Source organism: Dyella sp. (assembly GCF_035277725.1).
In the GTDB taxonomy this organism is placed as follows: domain Bacteria; phylum Pseudomonadota; class Gammaproteobacteria; order Xanthomonadales; family Rhodanobacteraceae; genus Dyella_B.
The window spans coordinates 1-14,673 of sequence record NZ_DATEJY010000078.1 but is presented as its reverse complement, the minus strand read 5'-3'; the positions used below and the strand labels follow the sequence as shown (position 1 = coordinate 14,673).

At 61.1% G+C, this 14,673-nt stretch carries 14 protein-coding genes; 9 read left to right on the top strand and 5 right to left on the bottom strand.

Annotated features, from left to right (window positions below; translation table 11 throughout):
• Both VJR68_RS07665 and VJR68_RS07660 read left to right on the top strand, forming a co-directional pair.
• Positions 1-2,115, top strand: a 2,115-nt coding sequence (locus VJR68_RS07665) for a penicillin acylase family protein (protein ID WP_324147072.1), incomplete at its 5' end; no start/stop codon positions are given.
• A gap of 143 nt (positions 2,116-2,258) precedes the next feature.
• Positions 2,259-2,651 carry a DUF427 domain-containing protein gene (locus VJR68_RS07660; RefSeq protein WP_324147071.1) on the top strand — a complete coding sequence of 131 codons (393 nt, stop codon included), beginning with the start codon at positions 2,259-2,261 and terminating at the stop codon, positions 2,649-2,651.
• A 287-nt stretch (positions 2,652-2,938) separates the two neighbouring features.
• Here VJR68_RS07660 and VJR68_RS07655 read toward each other — a convergent pair whose 3' ends face one another.
• Complete coding sequence (locus VJR68_RS07655) at positions 2,939-3,574, bottom strand: glutathione S-transferase family protein (RefSeq protein ID WP_324147069.1); 636 nt, start codon at positions 3,572-3,574, stop codon at positions 2,939-2,941.
• A gap of 36 nt (positions 3,575-3,610) precedes the next feature.
• Positions 3,611-4,564: a threonine ammonia-lyase gene (locus VJR68_RS07650; protein ID WP_324147068.1), complete on the bottom strand. Its 954-nt coding sequence runs from the start codon at positions 4,562-4,564 to the stop codon at positions 3,611-3,613.
• Positions 4,565-4,689: 125 nt separating this feature from the next.
• Here VJR68_RS07650 and VJR68_RS07645 point away from each other — a divergent pair, with 125 nt between their 5' ends.
• Positions 4,690-5,169, top strand: a complete 480-nt coding sequence (locus VJR68_RS07645) for an Lrp/AsnC family transcriptional regulator (protein WP_324147067.1) — start codon at positions 4,690-4,692, stop codon at positions 5,167-5,169.
• Positions 5,170-5,257: 88 nt separating this feature from the next.
• Entirely contained in the window at positions 5,258-5,704 is a 447-nt protein-coding gene (locus tag VJR68_RS07640; protein WP_324147066.1) for an SRPBCC family protein, read from the top strand.
• A gap of 160 nt (positions 5,705-5,864) precedes the next feature.
• On the opposite strand, the gene VJR68_RS07635 is transcribed toward VJR68_RS07640, so the two are convergent.
• Positions 5,865-6,317, bottom strand: coding sequence for a DUF2501 domain-containing protein (locus tag VJR68_RS07635; RefSeq protein ID WP_324147065.1), 453 nt, complete (start codon positions 6,315-6,317; stop codon positions 5,865-5,867).
• Between the two features lie 171 nt (positions 6,318-6,488).
• Between VJR68_RS07635 and VJR68_RS07630 the strand changes: the two genes are divergently transcribed.
• The gene (locus tag VJR68_RS07630; protein ID WP_324147064.1) at positions 6,489-8,183 is read left to right on the top strand and encodes an NAD-dependent malic enzyme; all 1,695 of its coding nucleotides are present in this window, start codon (positions 6,489-6,491) and stop codon (positions 8,181-8,183) included.
• 394 nt (positions 8,184-8,577) lie between these two features.
• On the opposite strand, the gene VJR68_RS07625 is transcribed toward VJR68_RS07630, so the two are convergent.
• Positions 8,578-9,372, bottom strand: coding sequence for a BON domain-containing protein (locus VJR68_RS07625; RefSeq protein WP_324147063.1), 795 nt, complete (start codon positions 9,370-9,372; stop codon positions 8,578-8,580).
• Between the two features lie 363 nt (positions 9,373-9,735).
• Here VJR68_RS07625 and VJR68_RS07620 point away from each other — a divergent pair, with 363 nt between their 5' ends.
• Positions 9,736-10,008 (top strand): KGG domain-containing protein, encoded by a 273-nt coding sequence (locus VJR68_RS07620; RefSeq protein WP_324147062.1) that lies wholly within the window; start codon positions 9,736-9,738, stop codon positions 10,006-10,008.
• 212 nt (positions 10,009-10,220) lie between these two features.
• Complete coding sequence (locus tag VJR68_RS07615) at positions 10,221-10,859, top strand: UdgX family uracil-DNA binding protein (RefSeq protein WP_324147061.1); 639 nt, start codon at positions 10,221-10,223, stop codon at positions 10,857-10,859.
• A gap of 99 nt (positions 10,860-10,958) precedes the next feature.
• On the opposite strand, the gene VJR68_RS07610 is transcribed toward VJR68_RS07615, so the two are convergent.
• On the bottom strand, positions 10,959-12,764 hold the full coding sequence (locus tag VJR68_RS07610) for a hybrid sensor histidine kinase/response regulator (RefSeq protein WP_324147060.1): 1,806 nt from the start codon (positions 12,762-12,764) through the stop codon (positions 10,959-10,961).
• Between the two features lie 650 nt (positions 12,765-13,414).
• Between VJR68_RS07610 and VJR68_RS07605 the strand changes: the two genes are divergently transcribed.
• Together VJR68_RS07605 and VJR68_RS07600 are read left to right on the top strand one after the other, a co-directional pair.
• Positions 13,415-13,834, top strand: a complete 420-nt coding sequence (locus VJR68_RS07605; RefSeq protein ID WP_324147059.1) for a CBS domain-containing protein — start codon at positions 13,415-13,417, stop codon at positions 13,832-13,834.
• Positions 13,835-13,850: 16 nt separating this feature from the next.
• On the top strand, positions 13,851-14,096 hold the full coding sequence (locus tag VJR68_RS07600) for a hypothetical protein (RefSeq protein WP_324147058.1): 246 nt from the start codon (positions 13,851-13,853) through the stop codon (positions 14,094-14,096).
• Positions 14,097-14,673 lie beyond the last annotated feature (577 nt).

Genomic DNA, 14,673 nt, shown 5'->3' with positions numbered 1-14,673 from the left:
GCGGATGACGCATCCGCCCGTTGGCAACGCGAAGCGAAGGCCGTCACCATCACGCGCGACGATTGGGGCATTGCCCACGTCCATGGCAAGACCGATGCGGATGCGGTCTTCGGCATGGCCTATGCGCAAGCCGAAGATGACTTCAATCGCGTCGAAACCAATTACCTCAATTCACTGGGACGCCTGGCCGAGGCCGAAGGCGAATCCGCCATCTGGAGCGACCTGCGCCAGAAGCTGTTTATCGATCCGGCAGAACTGCAACGCCAATACGCCAGCAGCCCGGCATGGCTGAAGGCGCTGATGAACGCCTGGGCCGATGGTTTGAACGAATACTTGGCGACGCATCCCGATGTGCATCCGCGCGTGATCAAGCATTTCGAGCCGTGGATGGCGTTGAGTTTCAGCGAGGGCAGCATCGGTGGCGATATCGAGCGCGTGTTGCTCAAGCAGCTGCAAGCCTTTTACGGTCACGATGGTGACAAAGTTGCCTTCGCCGATACGCCATCGAGCTGGGCGGAACCGACCGGTTCCAACGGCATTGCCATTGCACCCAAGCTCACCGTCGATGGCCATGCGCTGCTGTGGATCAATCCGCACACCTCGTTCTACTTCCGCTCCGAACTGCAGATGTCGAGCGATGCAGGGCTCGATGCCTATGGCGCCGTTACATGGGGCCAGTTCTTTATCTACCAGGGTTTCAACCCGCACATCGGCTGGATGCATACCTCTACCACGGCCGACGCGGTGGACGAATTCGCTGAAACCATCGTGCACAAGGATGGCAAGCTGTTTTATCGCTACGGCAGCGAACTGCGGCCAGTCACGGTGCGCCAGATCACGGTGCCTTATCGCCATAGCGACAGTTCGATGGCACAGCGCAGCTTTACCGTCTACGCCACGCATCACGGCCCCATCGTGCGCGAGCAAGACGGCAAGTGGATCGCCATCGCGGTGATGAACAAGCCGCTGCAAGCGCTGGAGCAAAGCTGGCTGCGCACCAAGGCCAGCGATTACGCCAGCTACATGAAAGTGGCGGCGCTGCAGGCCAACTCATCCAACAACACCATCTTTGCGGATGACAAAGGCGAAATCGCGTACCTGCACCCGCAATTCATACCCAGGCGCGACGATCGCTTTGACTACACCAAGCCCGTCGATGGCAGCAACCCGGCCACGGATTGGAAAGGCCTGGTGCCGCTCAATGATCTGCCGCATGTGTTCAATCCGCCCAACGGCTGGGTGATGAACACCAACGACTGGCCGTATGCTGCCGCCGGCCCGTATAGCCCAAAGCGCGCTGAGTATCCGCGCTACATGGATACCGTCGGTGAAAACCCGCGCGGCGTGCACGCCACCCTGCTGCTGACCAACCAGCAGGGCTTCAGCATGGCGTCGCTGATCACGCTCGCGTTCGATTCCTACCTGCCGGAATTCGCGCGGCAGATTCCCATACTGGTGCGCGACTACGACGCATTGCCGGACAGCGATCCGCTCAAGCAGAAGCTCGCTGGCCAGATCGCCATGCTGCGCCATTGGGACTATCGCTGGGGCATTGCCTCCATGCCCACCACGCTCGCCGTGTTCTGGGGCGATACGCTGTGGGACAAGATGGACAAGGCCGATAACGCCGAAGGCCTGTCGATGTACGACATGATGGCCGAGAAGGCCGGATCGCAAGCAAGGTTGCAGGCACTCGCCGATGCCTCCGATCGCCTGGTGAAAGATTTCGGCAGCTGGGGCGTTCCGTGGGGCGAGGTAAACCGCTTCCAGCGCGTCAACGACGATATCGCACCGCATTTCGACGACAGCAAACCCAGCATCCCGGTGCCGTTTACCTCATCGCGCTGGGGCTCGCTCGCATCCTTCGGCGCGCATCGCTGGCCCGGCACCAAGCGTTATTACGGCACCAGCGGCAACAGCTTCGTGGCAGTGGTGGAGTTTGGCGACAAGGTGCATGCACGCGCGATCACGGCCGGCGGCGAAAGCGGTCATCCGGATTCGCCGCATTTCAATGACGAGGCGGAGCGCTACACCACCGGCAACCTCAGGCAGGTTTATTTCTGGCCGGAGGAGCTGAAGGGACATGTGGAGCGGGTCTACCACCCCGGCGAGTAGTTATTGTTGGGACGTAGGCTGGGATGAAATCCCAGCTTTGTGAGCTTGCCGATGCTGGGATTCCATCCCAGCCTACGCATGGCCACTTGGATACGCGGCTGACCGCCCATATCGCTCTCCTGAACCCCTGAGGAGACGCGACCATGACGCAATCCGATATCGGCTCCCGCCCGGTCAAGCTGCCCGGACCGGACCATCCCATCTCCATCACACCCCATCGGCAGCACATGGTGGTGAAAGCAGGCGGCCGCATCATCGCCGACACACGCCACGCGCTGACGCTGCAGGAGGCGAACTACCCGGCGGTGCAATACGTTCCACGCGCGGATGTGGATATGTCGTTGCTGAAGCGCACCGATCACGCCACGTATTGCCCGTACAAGGGCAACTGTTCCTACTACAGCATTCCCGCTGGCGGTGAGCGGGCGAACAATGCCGTGTGGACGTATGAGAATCCGCATGATGCGGTGGCGCAGATCAAGGAATATGTGGCGTTTTATCCGGATCGGGTCGACGCGATTGAAGTGACCGACTGATTGCAACGTTGCTAATGGCTGCAGGCCATTGTTGGGGTTCGGCTGTGCCTCACCCCAACCTACAAGTTGTCTCGTAGCGAGTAAAAGCGCGCAGTTCGGATTTTATTGCATACGCATGGCGCCATCGCCAATGCCCATGCATAGGCGAAGCGTGGCGAGCGCCTTGTATGGGTTAAGTAAACAAGATGGACTCTTCTGTGTGGAAGATGTTTCGTCAGGCCGCCAAGCCAGTTTCGACGGCACAACATGACCGCGCAGAAACAACCAATCGACCCAGGGCGTGGCCATTATCGGCTCCCTGGTGCGGTATCCACGGTATCGCCATGCAACGTGGTCGCCAGCATCGACGGCCGCGCGCAGAACTGCGTGTACCAGGAAGAAAGCTGCGGCCGTGCCTGCTGGAAAGCATATACACCGCGAAAATCAATCCAGCTCAGCGCCGTTGCCAGCGCGATATCGCCGATATCGATCGCTTTTTGCGCGTCGAGATGCGTTTCGAGAAAATCGCAGGCAGCGATGATCTTTTGCAGTTGCCCGTCACGCAGCGGTGCCCAGCGCACGGCTTCTGGCCGCCGCTCGGTTTCCCAGCGTACGGCGATGCCCGCATCGGCAATGCCCGTGGCAATGGCTTGATGGCGAAGTGCGCGATAGCGAAGTCCGGGGTCGGTGGGGATCAGCTTGGCGCCATCGTGCAGGGAATCCAGGTATTCGCAGATCACGCACGAGTCGAAGATCACTTCGCCATCGCCGCTGATCAGCACGGGCACTTTCCCCAGCGGATTGAGCGCGAAGACATCATCGTTGCGCGCGAGCGGACTGGTTTCGTGGTGTACCACTTGCAGGCGATCGGCCACGCCCATTTCATGGGCGGCGACCAGCACCTTGCGGGCATAGGGTGAGTGCGTTTGATAGAGAAGTTTCATGGGCAGGAAGGTTGTGATGGAAGCGGGTGAAGCAAATCAGGCGGCGAGCAGGCGTTCGCGCAAGGCAGGCGCGATGTTTCCACCCGTCAAAATCGTGGCTATGCGTTGTCCTGCGTAACGCGCGGGTTCCGCCAGCATGGCGGCGATGCCGGCAGCGCCCGCGGGCTCGACCACGACGCCGAGCGTGCGGTGAATCAATTGCATGGCCGCGAACAGATCCACTTCGGATACCGCGACAATGTCATCGCAACATTCGCGCAGTAGCGGCAGTGTGGCGGCAATCGGCACGCGCACGGCAATACCATCGGCGATGGTCTCGGCATGTTCGGTGGCGATGGCTTTTCCGGTTTCCAATGAAAGCTTCATCGCCGGTGCGTTGGCCGCCACCACCGCGACAATGCGCACGTGCGATGCCAAGGCGCGCACCACCCGGCCTACGCCATCGAGCAACGCGCCGTTGCCGAGCGGTACGACGAGCACGTCGAACGGCGCCGCATCGAGCAGTTCCAGAGCAATCGTGCCGGCGCCATCCGCGATGGCCGGTTCGGCGCCGTCCTCCACCCAGCGCTGGCCGGTTTGCACGGCGTGTTCTCGCGCGGAGGCTTTGGCGGCGTCGAAGTCCATGCCGCTGAGGCGAACGTCCGCACCCAGGCGACGCATGGCATCAAGCTTGACGGGATTCGCCTGGGTCGAGGCAAACACCGTGCATGCATGGCCGCGCCGCTGCGCCGCATACGCCAGCCCTTGTCCAAAGTTGCCGGCCGACGCGCAGACCAACGATTCCCCCGGTGCCAGCGCCGTGGCGCAGAACAAATCCGCGCCACGCCCCTTGAAGCAACCGATCGGATTGGCCAGTTCGGATTTCGCCAGCACCTGGCAGCCTGTTGCAGCATCCAGCGCCGCGGCAGTGAGCAGCGATGAGCGGAGAAACACCCGATCGATATGGCGCCGTGCGTCAAGCACACCGTCGATGTCGCGATCCAGAACCATGTGCAGGTACCCATTCCGAAGCAGCCGTGATGGCGACTTATGCTAGGGTTTGCCCGCGCGGCCAGCCCGCGACGATCAACAGTCAAACGCGTTATTTCCCCCACTTACGCCCCTACCGCGCGCACATGCCCATCGAACTGGACAAGCTTGACCGACGCATCCTCGCCATCCTGCAAAAAGACGTGCGCCGGTCCGCCGAGCTGATCGGGGCCGATATCGGCCTTTCGGCATCGGCCGTGCAACGGCGCATCACGCGCCTGCGCGATGGCGGAGTCATCATCGCCGAAGTGGCCGTGATCGATGCCAGGAGCATCGGCCGCCCGTTGACGCTGATCGTCGACGTGGAAGTGGAGCGCGAACGGCCCGAGCTGCTGGCCAGCCTCAAGCAATGGATCGCCGCCGAACCGATGATCCAGGAAGCGTGGTACGTCACCGGGGCAGGGGATTACGTGTTGATCATCGTGGCGCGCGACGTCGAGGATTTCGAAGCCCTGATGCAACGATTGCTTACCGACAATGCCAACGTCCGCCGCTATCAAACGCGCGTCACCCTGGGCACGATCAAGCGCGGCATGCTGGTGCCGGTGGAGCCGCTGGCGGAATAGTGGGTAGCAAGCCGGAGCATGTCGAATCCATTCCATGCTGTTCGTCATACAGATCGGAGGACTTTCCTCTGCACCCGAGACCAAACCCATGTCGACCCAAACCGTTCGTCTTCACCGCGTGCTTCGCGCCACGCCCGACCGCGTCTATCGCGCCTTTCTCGACGCCGACGCCATGGCCAAGTGGCTGCCGCCCAATGGATTTACCGGCCGCGTGTCCAAGCTGGAACCCAAGGTAGGCGGGCAATACCGCATGTCGTTTGCCAACTTCACCACCGGCGACGGCCATTCGTTCGGCGGCGAATACCTGGAATTGGTGCCCAACGAGCGGCTGCGCTACACCGGTGTGTTCGATGATCCCAACCTGCCGGGCACGATGCAGACGACCGTTTCGTTGCGCGCCGTGTTTTGCGGCACGGAGCTGACCGTGGTGCAGGAGGGAATTCCCGAGGTGATTCCGGCTGAGGCGTGCTACCTGGGCTGGCAGGAATCGCTGGTGTTGCTGGCCAAGCTGGTGGAAGCCGAGATCCGGCAATAAAGCCATGCATGGCCTTGCATGTGCGTACCTCTCCTGATCCGTCGCCCCGGCGTTCGCCGGGGCGACGGTGTTGGAAGCAACTTTCATCATGAGGGGCGTCGCCACGCTGCATGGTTGTTGGGGTTCGGCTGCGCCTCACCCCAACCTAGGTGCTGCATCATCAATGCCCGAGGAAATTCTTCCCCTGCTTCAACACCACATCACACGCCTTGGTGGTGATCTTCGACTTCAAATCGCTATTGCCGCCGCCCACGCTGGACAGATCGGTGGTCTTCCCGTTGTTGCCCTTGAGAATCCCGCTAAGGCCGCTCTGGTAATCGCCATTGCTGGCGCCGCCGTTGGTCTTGCCCAGCAGTTTGCTGGCAAGGCCCGATGCGCCGGAGTCGCCGCCGAGGTAGTTGTTCTTGACGCAGTACTGCAGCAACCCGGCCACGTTGCCCATGCTGCCGGAACTCAACGAGCCGGCATTGCCCAGGCCGCCGAGTTTTCCGCTGAGGCTGCTGCCCAGGTTGCCAAGGTCCTGGGCGGATGCCGCGCCGCACGCCAGGCAGCATGCGAAAGCTGCCGCGGCCATTATCGAGGTTCTTGCCATACCGTTCTTTTGCATCTTCATGTGCATGCCTCCTTGTGGATGGGTGATTCAATACCGACGCCTGTTAGAAGTATGTCAGCGTGCTTCTTGATGATCCTGCGAAAGCAGCCTTCCGGCGCCGAACCGTTGCGACAACTTTGTAACACTGCGCGGGTTCTAATTCACGGCCAGCGACGAAAAGGGCCATGCGACATGCCGAATCAAGACGCCATCCAGGCCGTCATCAAAACCAGCCTTACCGGCTATGACCTGATCAACAAGCCGATGTTGAACAAGGGCATGGCGTTTACCGCGAGTGAGCGCGACACGTTTCGCCTGCATGGCTTGCTGCCGCCGCACGTCGGCACCATCGATGAGCAGGCGGAGCGGCGGCTGAAGATCCTGCGCGCCTTCAGTACCGATTTCGAGCGCTATGCATTTTTGCGCGATCTGCAGGACACCAACGAAACGCTGTTCTATCACGTGCTGGTGCATCACCTGGAAGAACTGCTGCCGCTGGTGTACACGCCGACGGTGGGCGAGGGCTGCCAGCATTTCAGCGAGATCTGGCGCAAGCCGCGCGGCTTGTTCCTGAGCTATCCCAACAAGCAGCGCATTCGCGAGATTCTGGCCGATCCGCGCTTCGACCGCGTGCGCGTCATCGTGGTGAGCGATGGCGAGCGCATTCTTGGCCTGGGCGACCAGGGCGCGGGCGGCATGGGCATTCCGATCGGCAAGCTCTCGCTCTACACCGGGTGCGCCGGCATCCATCCCGAACTCACGCTGCCGATCCTGCTGGATGTCGGCACCAACAATCGCGAACGCCTGACCAACCCGCTGTACATCGGCTGGCGGCACGAGCGCATCGTCGGCGCCGAATACGACGGATTCGTGGAGGAATTCGTCAGTGCGGTGATCGAGCGCTGGCCGGACGTGCTGCTGCAATGGGAAGACTTCGCCGGTGCCAATGCCGGCCGCCTGCTGCAGAAGTATCGCGATCGCCTGTGCACCTTCAACGACGATATCCAGGGCACCGCCGCGATTGCCGCCGGCACCTTGCTGGCCGCCATCAACGTCACCGGCATCCCCTTGCAGGAGCAGCGCATTGCCGTGCTGGGCGCGGGCTCGGCCGGTTGCGGCATCTCGTCGTTGTTGCTGCGCGCCGTGGTGGATGCCGGCGTAAGCGAAGCACAGGCGCGCAAGGCGTTTTTCCTGGTCGACCGCAATGGCTTGCTGGTCGAAGGCATGGAAGGTTTGACCGCTGCGCAGGCGCCGTTCGTGCAATCGCGCGAAGCGATAAAGGGCTGGAACACCGATGCATCCAGCCACATCGGTTTGCTGGACGTGATGCGCCATGCCAAGCCGACGGTCTTGATCGGTGTATCGGGGCAGGCCGGCGCTTTTGCGGAAGACGTGGTTCGCACCATGGCGCAGAACGTGGCGCGCCCGGTGATCTTTCCGCTCTCCAATCCGACCTCGCGCAGCGAAGCCACGCCGCAGCAACTGCTTGAATGGACCGATGGACGCGCCTTGATCGGCACCGGCAGCCCGTTTGCGCCGGTGCTCTGGCAAGGGAAAAGCGTGCACATCGATCAAACCAACAATTCGTATGTGTTTCCCGGCGTGGGATTGGGGGTGCTCGCAGTGGGCGCCAAGCGTGTCACGGATGCGATGTTCATGGCGGCAGCCAAAGCTGTAGCGGCGATGTCGCCGACGGTGAAGGACAAGACCGCTTCATTGCTGCCGCCGGTGGATCAGTTACGCGAGGTGTCCATCGCGGTAGCGAAGGCGGTGGCGTTGCAGGCGCAGGTGGATGGCGTGGCGGCGGCGTGCGACGAAGCGGAAGTGGAGCGGTGCATCGAGGCGTTTGTGTGGGAGCCGACATATTTGCCGTACGAGTTGGCATGAACGCATGAATCGTCGCCCTGGCCGCTGCCTGCTCCCTCCCCTGCGTCAGCAGGGGAGGGGTGGGGTGGGGTTGCTCATGCTTTAGCATGCACCCGACGCGATGCTTAAGGGCATTTCTATAAATCAACACATCCGTTTCTGAATGCTCGGGATGGCCATCTCCGCGTAGGTTGGGGTGCGAACCCCAACATCGCGTGATGATCGGCATGGCGATGTTGGGGTTCGCACCCCAACCTACGGTTCTGAGAGATACCTTGAACCGTCGTCCCGGCGAAAGCCGGGACGACGATGCTTACGCTAGTGCCATTGCCCTTAAGTCCGAAGCACTGACCCCAACCCTCCCCTGCGAACAGGGGAGCGAACAGTTGTTCCGCAATGATCATGATGGGTGCGCTTATTCATCGCTCCACGGTCGACGCGGCTGCGGTGCGGCCAGATGCAGACGGTTGTTGATGTCCTTCACCCCATCCACGCTATCCACGCACTGCTCCACGCGGTGGCGCACCATCGCATCCGATACCTCGCCTTCGATAATCACTGTGCCATCGCGCACATGCAGCGAGATGTCCGGTGCGTCGATGTCCGCGCGGTTGTCGAGTGCTTCGTAGACATCTTCGCGAATCAACTCGTCGGTGCGGTTGCCGCGCCGTGCGGCCCGCTCGGCGTAGTGCGTGACCTTTTCGGCATCGCGATCGACATAGCCTTCTGGTGCGGTTTCCAGATGTTCCGTGGTCAACCGGAAACCAAGATCGGGATCGTCCGGTTCGTAGGCGGGATTGACGTCGCCGGGTGGCAGATCGCTCAGCAGTTCGTCTTGCGTATCGCGATACTGCAAGCGCTGCGCCTGGTCGCTGTGCTGCGCGTCTTCTTCGTCGCTGGGGCCGACTTCGTCTGCGTATTCGTTGTAGCCGCCTTCGGGCAGCGTAAGCCGCTCCACGCTGTAGTTGGTTTCATCCAAACGCAGCGGACCCTGGCTTGGTTCTTCCGGATCGCGGTAACCCAGGTGTTCGGTGCGCCGATCGGGATCGAAACTGCGCGGCCCGAAGCCGGGCGAGGCATCGTTGGTGTCCCACGCCTGCTTGCTGGGAATGACGCTGGTGTCGGCCACGCTGCGCTCTTGTGCGGTCATGCGATTGCGCTGTTCCGGGCGTGCACACGTGTGTTTCGCATCGCTGGATTTCTTGGCCATGAGGCACTCCGGTTCGTGTTCGTGACCAAAAGCTACTGCGCGTGCGAGTGGCGAGAGGGTGAATCGGATGCTAGCTGGATGTCATGTCTGTGCATCAATTCATATGCGTGAAAAATGCAGGTTTTTCGCAGCGAAAAGCACACTGACTGGCGCTTGCTGCGTTTGCGCGCGCACTGCTTGGTGTTGTGACATGCAGCAAGCTTTCACACACATGCAAGCCGCGGAAGCACGCAGGCATCACACAGGCGATGGCATGTTCAGCTCTTGCATGGCCGCGTGGATTGCAAGCGGCCGGATTTTTTGCAGAGCAATACAAGAGGTAAGGGCATGAGCAGGAAACAGCGCAACCCGGAGCGGGGCGCCATGAGCGTACGCGAAGCCGGCCGCAAAGGCGGCGAGGCACGTAAAGAACAATTGGGACCGGAAGGTTATTCGGCGCTTGGCAAGAAAGGCGGCGCCGCCCGCAAAGAAGAACTCGGCTCGGAAGGTTATTCGGCTCTCGGCAAGCAAGGCGGCGAAGCACGCAGGCAGGAACTTGGCCGCGAAGGCTATGCAGAGCTCGGCAAGAAAGGTGGCCTGCGCAGCCGCGCCTCTTCAGCGGAACGCAACAAGAGCTCGAATCATCAGCAACACTGATGTGTTTGTCGTGAGCGCGTGAAGCCGACGATAAGAAAGCTTCAACAAGCGATCTTTCGTCGCTTGATCGCCAGACATGTACGTGACTATTGACTGAATCTGCACGTTTTGTCGATAAGCGCTATCGGAAGCTTCGTTCAGGTAACGCGAGGATCAGCGAAATGCCGCAAACACGACCGGCGTGGGAGTCCCCGCTGGCCCGGCCGCCCAGCATGTCTCCCCCGCAAGGATCGTTGAAAGAGTTGCGCGATTTGGCGTTGCGCTGCCACGACTGTCCACTCTGGAAACATGCCACGCAAACGGTGTTCGGCAAGGGACCTGCACATGCGCCCATGATGTTGGTAGGCGAGCAGCCCGGCTTGCAGGAAGACGCTTCGGGCGAGCCATTCGTCGGGCCGGCCGGTGCGTTGCTTGACCGTGCGCTGCACGAAGCCGGTCTCGATCGCGCCAACGTCTACATCACCAATGCCGTCAAGCATTTCAAATACGAGCTGCGCGGCAAGCGCCGCTTGCACAAGCGCGCCAACGCCGCGGAACAGGCCATCTGCCGCGAATGGCTGGCGGCGGAACTGCGCGAAGTGCGCCCGCAACGCGTGCTGGCGCTGGGTGCGATGGCAGCGCAGGCATTCTTCGGCACCACCTTTCAAATCACCATGAGCCACGGCCGCTGGCTCAGGCTGTCCGGCGGCATCGATGCGATGGCCACCTGGCATCCCTCGTCCGTGTTGCGCTCGATCAACCGCGATACGCATGATCATCGCTACCAGCAACTGGTAGATGATTTGCGTGCGTTCATGGCAGGCCCTGAGCATGTGCACGCGGTGTCGGTGGTGGGACGAAGGGCAGGTTAGCCATGTAGGTTGGAGTAAGCGAATGCGAAACCCAACGTTTCCGCCATTTGCATGCCGCCATGTTGGGGTTCGGCGTTGCCTCCCCCCAACCTGCGTAAATCACTCCGCCGGCTGCAACAACACCTGCACCTTGTTCAACAACTCCCCCATGTCGAACGGTTTGATCAAGGCATCCATCGCGTTGTCGAACGCCTTGAAATCATGCCACTCCGACTCGGCGTAACCGGTCATCAAAATCACGCGCAACTTCGGCAGCAACTTGCGCGCCTGGCAACACAACTCATAGCCATCCACGCTCGGCAGATCCAGATCCGACAGCAACAGGTCCCACGACGCGTTGCCCGCAAGCATCGACAAGGCCTCATCGCCGGTGGCGGCTTCGGCCACGATGCAACCCAGTTGCCGTAGCCGGGTGGCGACGGATTCGCGGATGGTCTGGTTGTCTTCCACCACCAGGATGCGATAACCGCGCAGATTCGGCGCTTTCTTTGGTTGCTGCGGTGGCGCGATGTCCATGCCGGCACTGTCGCACGGCAGATAAAGCAGCACCGACGTGCCCGCGCCAGGCACGCTCTGAATATCCACGGCGCCGCCGTGCTGCGCGGTAAAGCCGTGCACCATGGACAAGCCAAGACCCGTACCGCGTCCTTCCACCTTGGTGGTGAAAAACGGTTCGAACGCGCGCCGCCGCGTTTCGCTGCACATGCCGGGGCCGTCGTCGGTTACGCAGATTTCGACGTAGACATCATGGCTGTGATCCAGCGATACCTGCACACTGCTGTCGCCGGGATGGCACAGTCGGCAGCTGATGGCGAGATGGCCATGCCCGGCCATCGCGTCGCGTGCATTCACGGCGAGATTGACCAGCGCGCTTTCCAGTTGTCCGCTATCGCAGATCAACGGCGGCAGATTGTCGGGAAACGACACCTCCAGCATGATGCCGTCGCCCAGCGTGCGGCCGAGCAGTTCGCGCATCGCGTTGAACACCTTGGCGATATTGGTGCGCTGGCTGGAGCATGCCTGCCTGCGCGCCAACGAAAGCAGGCGTTGCGTCAGGCGCCCGGCGCGCAAGGCGGCGTCCAGCGATAGCAGCACGTGCCGCCTGGCTTGTTCGGCATGGTGCCGGTCCAGGCTCAGCGATGCCAGTTCGAGCGAGCTGATGATGCCTTGCAAGGCATTGTTGAAATCATGCGCGATGCCGCCAGTGAGATGGCTCATCGCCTCGATCTTCTGCGCGTGCACGATCTGTTCGCGTGCTTCGCGCAGGCGGCGCTCGGCCAGCTGGGATTGCGTGCGGTCACGCATGATCAGGGCGAAACCAAGCAGGGTACCGTCGCCATCGTGGATGGCTTCCAGGATGACTTCCGCCGGAAAGCCCTCACCGGCGCGCAGCAGTTCGCACCCTACGCAGGCGCGGCCGTCCCGGCTTGCGGTTTGAATCAGGTGTACGGGGAATTCGCCGGTGCGTTGCGGTTCACTGAAAAACGTCGCAAACGACTTTCCCACGATGCTTCGCGCGGCATGCCCGATGAGGTGCTGCGCGCCGGCGTTCCAATCCATCACCGTGCCTTGCGGATCGAGCATGCAGAAAGCGGCGTCGTCCACGCATTGCGTGAAAAGACGGAAACGCCGTTCGCATCCGCGCAGGCGATCCTGCAGTAGCGTGTGCGGAAGCATATGGCGCACGACCATGGCAAAGCCATGCAATTGCTGGTTTTCGCCTTTCAATGCATGCATGGAGATTTCCACCCGTCGACGTTGTCCATGCGCTTGAGCGAGCCACGTCTCCTGGCAGGCGAACTGATAGGTGCCATCCGCGTTGATCGCGGCGTCCAACAGATCGTTGCCGTGGGAACCTGCGTAAAGACTGGTGTAATGCTTGCCGATCAGATCCTGCGTTTGCATGGCGCCGAATGACGCTTCCCCTGCATGAATTGCCACGATACAACCGCGCCGGTCGAGCATGAACACGGCGCAGTCGGATGGCAATGAATGGGAAGGGCGATCATGGCGTAACGCTAACGGCATGGCATGGCTCAAAAAGCGTGTAAAGCCGGGCGGTGAATGCAGTGGTCTTCGCGGACGAGCCGATCGAACACTGCGCTTTTACTCATGCAGCGGAAAACGGGCAACACCCATGTGCGTGACCGTTGCGCGAGTTCCATGCCTTCAAGGCCCGCGCAACGTAAGACTGGCGTCAATGACTGCGGCATTTACCTGCGATCGGCGAGCCCCCTCTAGCTCCTCGCAGCCATCCCGGCGCCAGCCTCCTGGTCCGTTACCGCCTGTTCAAGATGCTGGTTGCGCCGTAATGGCAACGTGAAAATTCCCGTGAAAACGGTCAGTTAAGTGCCTTTATTGGAGTTTTTCTTTCGCCATGCTGACGAATGGGTGTGCTGTTCGCCAGGAGAGCTGTAGACCGGTCCGTTCGCTTGCCCTGCGCGAGGTTTTTTCCGTTCGCTAGGCATGCTGGCTGTTCCCGGTGCGAACACGCTTTCTGGCCAAGAACACGGCCGCGACGCATCGGGCTCATGCGTTATCGGAGAGTAAGAATCATGCAAGCGAGCGAAATCATGACCACCCATCCGCGCTGTTGTTCGGCGCGCGATTCGTTGCAAGGCGCCCCCAAGATCATGCTTGAAGCAGATATCGGCGAAGTGCCCGTCGTAGACGAGCAGCAGAAACTGGTTGGCATCATTACCGACCGCGACATTGTCGTGCGTTGCGTGGCTGCCGGCGAATCGCCGGACACCTGCGTGGTGGATGCCTACATGACGGCACCAGCGGTGTCGTTGACGCAAGACGCCAGTGTCGAAGACGTTGCCAATGCGATGGCGCAAGCAGCCGTGCGCCGCATTCCCATCACCGACAAGGAAGGCCGGCTCTGCAGCATCGTTGCGCAAGCCGACCTGGAACATTCCGCCGCGCGTTCCCAGAAAGAAAAAGTGTCGCAGCGCGTTTCCACGCCCCACTGAGCGGCATGCACTCATCATGAAATCACTGATCGAAGCACTCTCCGCCTTTCCCATCTGGGTCCAGCCCCAACCCGCGCCACCGCCGGACCCGGTAAAACCACCGAGCCCGGCGCACCCGATACCCCAACCCGAACCACCCACACCGCAACCAAGCCGTCCACCGTTGATCGAGCCGAATCCGGAGCCGCCGCCGATCGATGATCCAGCGCCGCCGCCGAGCTGGCGCCCGATGGCGTGGGTAAGTGCGGTAGGCGTTTGCTAGCTTTTTTCTTCCTCTCCTTCGGGGAGAGGATTGGGGCAATGCTCCGAACTTAAGGGTCTTCAACCGCCATAAACTCTCGTTCGTCATTCCAGCGAAAGCTGGAATCCAGTGCCTTTCGGCTAAGTCGCTGGATTCCAGCTTTCGCTGGAATGACGGGTTTGGGTTCTGTGGCGGATGACAAAACCTTAAGTTCAGAGCATTGAGGGTTGGGGAGGGTCTGCGCGGAGCGTGACCTGTCACTTTCCCAGTCGCCTCATCCCGTCGTTCCGGCCTTCGCCTATTGCTGTCCGGGGAAAACAAGGTGCACGGAAATTTTCTTTTGCACATCGCATGACGTCTAAATTTTCTACTTGAAATTCAATATCCCCTGACTCGTCGCCCCGGCGAACGCCGGGGTACAGTGCCTTGTGCCTTTGAGTATCCGCAAGTCGCTAGGTGATTCGCTCCGCTCACCCCTTTCGGGGCCGTCCATTCGGACGTTCTCCGCGCTTCGCGCTGCGTCCGGCTTTCGCCGGGACGACGAGCTTTTTAGCCATTTCGCTTAAACAAGCAAAACTTTCCCCGGACAGCGATGGGC